8 protein-coding genes are annotated in these 7,049 nt (G+C 48.8%); 7 read left to right on the top strand and 1 reads right to left on the bottom strand.

What is annotated here, in order from left to right; translation table 11 throughout:
- From VIR50_RS10590 to VIR50_RS10560, 7 genes are all read left to right on the top strand, one after another.
- Positions 1-493 (top strand): Bax inhibitor-1/YccA family protein (locus VIR50_RS10590; protein WP_331935093.1); only part of this gene is annotated, 493 nt, incomplete at its 5' end.
- 43 nt (positions 494-536) lie between these two features.
- Positions 537-1,184: a DUF4923 family protein gene (locus tag VIR50_RS10585; RefSeq protein ID WP_331935092.1), complete on the top strand. Its 648-nt coding sequence runs from the start codon at positions 537-539 to the stop codon at positions 1,182-1,184.
- Between the two features lie 319 nt (positions 1,185-1,503).
- Positions 1,504-1,980 carry an arginine repressor gene (locus tag VIR50_RS10580; protein ID WP_331935091.1) on the top strand — a complete coding sequence of 159 codons (477 nt, stop codon included), beginning with the start codon at positions 1,504-1,506 and terminating at the stop codon, positions 1,978-1,980.
- Between the two features lie 196 nt (positions 1,981-2,176).
- Positions 2,177-2,368, top strand: a complete 192-nt coding sequence (locus VIR50_RS10575; protein WP_331935090.1) for a PspC domain-containing protein — start codon at positions 2,177-2,179, stop codon at positions 2,366-2,368.
- 125 nt (positions 2,369-2,493) lie between these two features.
- Positions 2,494-3,048 (top strand): helix-turn-helix domain-containing protein, encoded by a 555-nt coding sequence (locus VIR50_RS10570; RefSeq protein ID WP_331935089.1) that lies wholly within the window; start codon positions 2,494-2,496, stop codon positions 3,046-3,048.
- 13 nt (positions 3,049-3,061) lie between these two features.
- Positions 3,062-4,738 (top strand): AMP-binding protein, encoded by a 1,677-nt coding sequence (locus tag VIR50_RS10565; protein ID WP_331935088.1) that lies wholly within the window; start codon positions 3,062-3,064, stop codon positions 4,736-4,738.
- A gap of 268 nt (positions 4,739-5,006) precedes the next feature.
- Positions 5,007-6,035 carry a threonine aldolase family protein gene (locus VIR50_RS10560; protein ID WP_331935087.1) on the top strand — a complete coding sequence of 343 codons (1,029 nt, stop codon included), beginning with the start codon at positions 5,007-5,009 and terminating at the stop codon, positions 6,033-6,035.
- Positions 6,036-6,137: 102 nt separating this feature from the next.
- Here VIR50_RS10560 and VIR50_RS10555 read toward each other — a convergent pair.
- The coding region (locus VIR50_RS10555) for an alpha-1,3-galactosidase-related protein (protein WP_422662200.1) at positions 6,138-7,049 on the bottom strand (912 nt) is incomplete at its 5' end.

Raw genomic sequence — 7,049 nt, 5'->3', positions numbered from 1 at the left:
ATTCCTCTCTGCCCGTATCAATAAGATGTCGCTGACCACTGCCACCTTGTCATTCCTGCTCTACAGCGTGCTCAACGGTGTCACCATGTCTATCATCTTCTTGGCTTTCACGGCCAGCAGCATAGCCACAACCTTCTACATCACGGCCGGCACTTTTGGCGCCATGGCCCTCTATGGCTACGTTACGAAGACCGACCTGAGCAAATTCGGCAGTCTGCTTCGCATGGCCCTGCTGGGTCTGATCATCGCTTTGGTGGTTAACATTTTCCTCCGCAACTCCATGTTCGACATGATTATCAGCGGCATAGGCGTACTTATCTTCACCGGACTGACAGCCTATGACTCGCAGAAAATCAAGGAAGCACTGGCCATGAGCGAGGATGGCGGCGAGGCAACGCAGAAGATTGCCCTCATGGGAGCACTCACACTCTACCTCGACTTCATCAATCTGTTTATCTACTTGCTCCGCTTCTTCGGCAAAGGAAACGACTAATTACCCTCTCGACACACATTTAGGTTAATATACAACACAAACAATGAAAATTTCAAAACTCACAGTGGCTGCCATCATAGCCGGCAGCATGACCATGACAAGTTGTGGTATTGCAACGGGCGGACAGACACTTGGCGCCGCCGGAGATATTCTCGGAAGCGTCATCGGCTCAGCCACTAACGTCAACACAATCGGAAACATCATCGGCAGCGTGCTGGGAATGGACAAGCCTTCGGTAAATGAACTCTACGGCACGTGGAGCTATTACGAGCCGGGCATTGCCTTTACGAGCAATAACACCTTAGCCCGTGCGGGTGGAGAGGTGGCCGCCGGGTCTATCAGAGAGAAGCTGTCGAGCAGTTACAGCAAGTTCGGCATTAAGGGAACCAACACCCAATTGCAGTTCAAGAACGACAAGACATTCACCGGTTCCATAGCCGGACGCAGCCTGAGCGGCACTTGGACCTACGATGAGAGCCAGCAGAAGATAACACTTAAGACCCTCTTGTTCTCCATTCCGCTCTATGCTACCCGCACAACAAGCGGCATGAGCTTCACCATGGAATCGAAAAAGCTGCTCACTGCCTTGCAAACCGTTGGCAAACTCACGGGCAACAACACCATCGCTACCATCAGTGAGCTCAGCAAGAACTACGAAGGCGTACGCATAGGCTTCGGCATGAAGCGATAGGTTTACACCTATTTTATATTATATAGGAACTTATTTAAATAGGAGATAAACCACCAATCGATAGGAAACAAAACACTAATTGATAGCATACAGACGACTATCGAATATAAAATAAACTATCATTGCGTATTACATATACACCTATTTAATACGATATAAACGACAAGTTGCCCCGTGGCAGCTTGTCGTTTTTATGTGCATATTTATGTTTCAATCCTATTAAATATGCACTATTTCTTTTATTTTTATGCAAAATTATTTGGTTATATCCACTATTATACATAATTTTGTCATGATAATTAAATAATTATACACGTACATGAAAGTCAAGACAAGCAGGATAGAGACCTTGAAAATGCTCATATCGAGCAAAGAATTGTGTAGTCAGGAAGAAGTGCTTCAGGAACTTAAGAAAGAAGGTTACACCCTTACGCAGGCCACTTTGAGCCGTGACATGAAGCAATTAAAGGTGGCCAAGGCCGCCAGTATGAACGGCAAGTACGTTTATGTGCTACCTAACGAAACGATGTATCGGCGCGTTCACAAGCCATTACCGGCATCCGAGATGGTTCGTCATTCGGGTTTTCTCTCCGTACAGTTCTCCGGTAACATGGGCGTTATCAAGACCCGACCCGGCTATGCCAGCAGTATAGCCTACAACATCGACAACAGTCAGATAGCCGCCATCTTGGGAACGATAGCCGGCGACGACACTATTTTCATCGTAATCAAGGAGTTTTCCAACTTGGAAGAGCTCACAGCGGATATTGCCCGGGCCGTGGACTCCGGCTTCTAAATGCCTTGCGGGGTGGCGGAAGCTACCGACGGACGGACCCGTCTACCCTATTTCAGGATGCGAAAAAGATGGTTCCTTGGCGCCATGCGTCAGTCCTTACACTGCTTCAGATAAGGAAAGACGGTGGCTGACGCAACTTTTCGCCGCCCTCATCACGTCTGAAAAGTACGTAAAACAATAAATACATTTTTATATTATGAATGGAAAGAAATTAACAAGGTCGACCAACGACCGGTGGGTAGCAGGCATTTTAGGTGGCGTGGCCGAGTATTTGGATTGGGAACCGGGTATGTTGCGGTTGGCTTATGTCCTGCTGACAGTTTTCAGCGCCGGCTTTCCCGGACTGTTGCTTTACCTCTTCTTGTGGATAGTCATGCCCCGACGATAACCCCGACTACGCATGGCTTAGCGGCAAAAGACGCATTGTTTGCTCATAAAAAAGGTGACGATAGCGTGTGAATCGAAAAAGATTTACTACTTTTGAGCGTTGTTAAATTTATCAAGAGATTTATTATGGAAGATTCATTGAAGCTGATAGGCCAGCGACTGAAAGGACTTCGAGAGGTTCTCGACATCCCTGCCGAGGAGGTAGCTGAGCTATGCGACATTACCCTTGAGCATTATTTAAAGATTGAAGCCGGCGAAGCTGATCCCTCAGTGTACCGTTTATCCAAAATATCTAAGCGCTATGGTATCAGTCTTGACGTACTGATGTTTGGCGAGGAGCCCCACATGGACGCGTATTTCCTTACCCGTCGCGACCAAGGACCTACCGTTGAGCGCCGTAAAGACTACAAATACCAAAGTTTGGCGAGTGGCTTCAGAGGCCGTAAGGTCGACCCGTTCCTCGTTCAGGTCGACCCTTTGCCCGATGATACCAAGTTCAACAAGAACTCGCATGATGGTCAGGAATTTGATATTGTGACCGAAGGCAGATTGGAAATTACCCTTGGCGAGAAGGTTCTTGTGCTTGAGGTTGGCGACAGTATCTACTTCGACGCCCACCAACCCCATTGTATGCGTGCCCTCGATGGCAAGCCCGTACGATTCTTATGTATAGCTATCTAACACAGACCGGACTATGATAGAAAGATTTTTAAAGCAAACCGGCTTCACTTCAGAGGAAGATTACAAGCGCAATTTAAAGTTTATTGTTCCCGAGAATTTCAATTTCGCCTATGACGTTGTCGACGCATGGGCCGAGGAACAGCCCGAAAAGCAGGCACTCTTATGGACCAACGAGCAGGGCGAGGAGCTTCGCTTCACGTTCAAAGACCTGAAAGAACAAACCGATCAGGCCGCCTCGTACTATCAAAGTTTAGGAATCGAGCGTGGAGATATGGTCATGCTCATCCTCAAACGCCATTATCAGTGGTGGTTATCTATGCTTGCGCTCCATAAGTTGGGCGCTGTGGCCATCCCGGCGACCCACATGCTCACCAAGCATGACATCGTTTATCGCAACGAAAGGGCCGGCGTGAAAGCCATTCTGTGTGTCAATGACGAGTATGTTACGACCCAAGTCAAGGCCGCCATGGCCGAAAGCCCTACCGTAAAGGTACTTGTGGCGGTTAATTCATTGGCCGAGACCAACAAGGCTGTGCCCGAAGGATTCCATGATTGGAACAAAGAATGGAAGCAGGCGCCCCGCTTTGAGCGTCCATCGTTCGTCAACAACAATGACGATACCATGCTGATGTACTTCACCAGCGGCACCAGCGGAGAGCCGAAGATGGTGGCCCACGACTTCCTTTATGCGCTCGGCCATCTTACGACGGGTGTTTTTTGGCACAATCTTCATGAGAACAGCGTTCATCTTACCGTGGCTGATACGGGTTGGGGCAAGGCAGTATGGGGCAAGTTATATGGCCAATGGTTTGCCGGCGCTACCGTCTTTGTGTACGACCATGAGAAGTTTACCGCCGAAAAGATACTCCGCCAAATCGAGAAATACCGCATCACGTCCTTCTGTGCGCCTCCTACCATTTACCGCTTCATGATACATGAGGATTTCAATAATTACGACTTATCCTCTCTCCAATACTGCACCACGGCGGGAGAAGCCCTTGAGCCGGCCGTGTTTGAGCGGTTCTACCAACTTACGGGAATCAAGATGATGGAAGGATTCGGCCAAACCGAGACTACCATGACGCTGGGTACATTCCCTTGGATGGCCCCTAAGCCGGGCAGCATGGGCAAGCCCAATCCTCAATACGATATTCTCCTATTGAAGAATAACGGCGCAAAATGCGAGGATGGAGAGAAAGGTGAGATTTGTATTCGTGTGGGAAAAGAGAAGCCTTTGGGCCTTTTCAAGTGCTACTACCGTGACGAGGACAAGACCGAAGAGGTTTGGCATGACGGTCTTTATCACACCGGCGACATGGCATGGCGTGACGCTGACGGCTATTATTGGTTCGTTGGCCGCATTGATGACGTCATTAAAAGCTCCGGTTATCGCATAGGTCCGTTTGAAGTGGAGAGCGCTTTGATGACGCATCCTGCCGTTATGGAGTGTGCCATCACGGGAGTTCCCGACCCAATCAGGGGCATGGTCGTCAAAGCTACGGTCGTCTTATCGAAAGAGTGGCAAGGAAAAGAGAGCGAAGAACTTATCAAGGAGCTTCAAAATCATGTCAAACATGAGACCGCTCCCTACAAATATCCGCGCATCATTGAGTTCGTCAACGAGCTTCCCAAGACCATATCGGGTAAGATTCGTCGTGTAGAGATACGCCAAAAGGACAATCAGGAATAGCGCTAAGCTACCTTATTTAATAATAGGACATCGCAATTTAATAATAGAACATCGCAGTAAAGGCGGTAAACGACATACTTAGACAAGACCACTTTCTAACGCCCGGCCGGTTATATGGCAGAGGCTATCGGTCAAATCTCACATTGTCGCCGCCCTTACTGCGATTTCTTTTGGCTTTCAAGGCCCTCCGACAGCATATTTTTAAGGCCACTTTGTTGATATTATGCAAAAAAATTGTAGCTTTGCAATCAAATAATGAATTAATCCGATGATATCTTTCGAAAGCGATTACAACAATGGTGCGCACCCCAAAGTGCTGCAACATCTTATTGAAACCAACGAAGAGAAGACACTGTCATACGGTTTCGACGTTTATTGTGACAGTGCAAAAGAGAAAATAAAAGCAGCTTGCGAAGACCCGGACGCCGAAATCTTCTTCCTTGCGGGTGGCACCCAGACCAATGCAACCGTTATTGATTCCATCCTTCATACCTATGAAGGCGTGGTCAGCGTTGAGACCGGACACATCAACACCCATGAGGCCGGGGCCATAGAGTTTACCGAACACAAGGTAATCTCCGTGAAAGAAACCAATGGAAAGATGGATGCGAACGTGCTTGACGACTATCTCTACAACTTTCTTCATGACGGTAATGCCTCCCACTCCGTCTATCCGGGCATGGTGTACATCACTTTTCCCACCGAGTATGGTACGCTTTACTCCGCTCAAGAGCTCGACGACATCTTCCAAGTGTGCCGCCGTTACGACCTGCCTCTCTATGTAGATGGCGCCCGATTGGGCTATGGTCTCATGTCGGAAGACAACGACATCACGCTGCCTTACTTGGCCCAACACTGCGACGCGTTCTATATTGGCGGCACGAAGATAGGCGCTTTGTGTGGCGAAGCTATCGTCTTTACCCACAACAACGCCCATAAGCACTTCTTCAACATACAGAAACAGCACGGAGCATTGATGGCTAAGGGCCGTCTTTTGGGCGTTCAGTTCGACGCACTCTTCACTGATAACCTCTACTTCGACATTTCCCGCCACGCCATTGACATGGCCATGCGCATGAAAAAGATATTCCAAGACAAGGGATTCCGCTTCTTTATCGACTCGCCCACTAACCAACAGTTCGTCATTCTCAGCAATGAGACCGTGGCAGAGCTTTGCAAGAAGGACATCGTCTTTACCCATTGGGGACCTTTCGATAAGGAAAACATGATATGCCGCTTCGTCACCAGTTGGGCCACAAAGCCTGAAGAACTGGATTACTTGGAGCAAAATCTTTAGTCAAAGGCCAACGGCCATTGCGCCAAAAGGCTATTTATACGTAAATCCCTGCCACTTTCGACACTGAAAATGGCAGGGATTTACTTTATCACAAAGCCGCTATCAATAGGTTATAACGGGATTATCCTTCACCACAACCTTGCTACATCCCTTCAATATACAAGGCTTATAACCTTTCACGGCGCCACTGCCGACGCCTTCTATCTTGTTTCCAACCACACGCAAGCCCCGCACGCTCTTGCCGAAAAGGATGGGATTACCAAACGTCAGGAAGCGATTGCTCACGACACGGATATTGAAATGCACGGGCAAAGCCTCACTTATCACCTCATTGGATGGGTTTATGGCAATGACGGCCTGCGCCGATACACCATTCAAAGCACACCCCTCGAAGATATTATCACGAATCATCACGTCCTTCACAGCCCCCGATTCAAACCAACCTTTCGCATCGGCTTCTATCAAGATGGCACTCATGCCCGTATTACGATAGGTATTGTCCGCTATCACCACACGACGGGGCGTGGTCACGAGCGTACCTCTCGTGCTGGTATGGGTAAACAAATTGTGGGTTATCTCTACCTCCGGCGTGTATGTAAGGTTCTCTATGCAATCGCTTTTCACCACCACCGACCTCGGCACGGCACGGTCAAGCGCCAATTCAATCACCCTATCGGAAATCCTATTCACCTGCTTCACCACGGCCGAAGCTATGCGGCGCATCGACGACGACTTCACAAACGCCACCGTGTCACCCACGAAGAAGGCGTTAAAACCATAACTTTGCGGGTGCATAAAGCGTACCCGCAGCCGATTACCGGCCATCAGACTGTCTATCCGCAGATGGGTTCCATGCACGTTCACGCAATCATCTTGCGCACCGGAGAACACGCTGTTGCGAATAACTATCTTACCCTTGCATCCTGAGAAATGAAGAAAATCGGCCGAGGAAGCCAACACCCGTCCGCTGCCCTCACGAGGACAACAACGCAATCCGTCCATCGTGATATTGGA

This window comes from Prevotella sp., assembly GCF_036570325.1.
In the GTDB taxonomy this organism is placed as follows: Bacteria; Bacteroidota; Bacteroidia; order Bacteroidales; family Bacteroidaceae; genus Prevotella.
This window is presented reverse-complemented; position numbering and strand designations above follow the sequence as displayed.

Bases quoted from the DNA above. Each gene is read 5' to 3' on its own strand.
- VIR50_RS10570 (WP_331935089.1), top strand. From the start codon at position 2,494: ATGGAAGATTCATTGAAGCTGATAGGCCAGCGACTGAAAGGACTTCGA.
- VIR50_RS10585 (WP_331935092.1), top strand. From the start codon at position 537: ATGAAAATTTCAAAACTCACAGTGGCTGCCATCATAGCCGGCAGCATG.
- VIR50_RS10580 (WP_331935091.1), top strand. From the start codon at position 1,504: ATGAAAGTCAAGACAAGCAGGATAGAGACCTTGAAAATGCTCATATCG.
- VIR50_RS10575 (WP_331935090.1), top strand. From the start codon at position 2,177: ATGAATGGAAAGAAATTAACAAGGTCGACCAACGACCGGTGGGTAGCA.
- VIR50_RS10565 (WP_331935088.1), top strand. From the start codon at position 3,062: ATGATAGAAAGATTTTTAAAGCAAACCGGCTTCACTTCAGAGGAAGAT.
- VIR50_RS10560 (WP_331935087.1), top strand. From the start codon at position 5,007: ATGATATCTTTCGAAAGCGATTACAACAATGGTGCGCACCCCAAAGTG.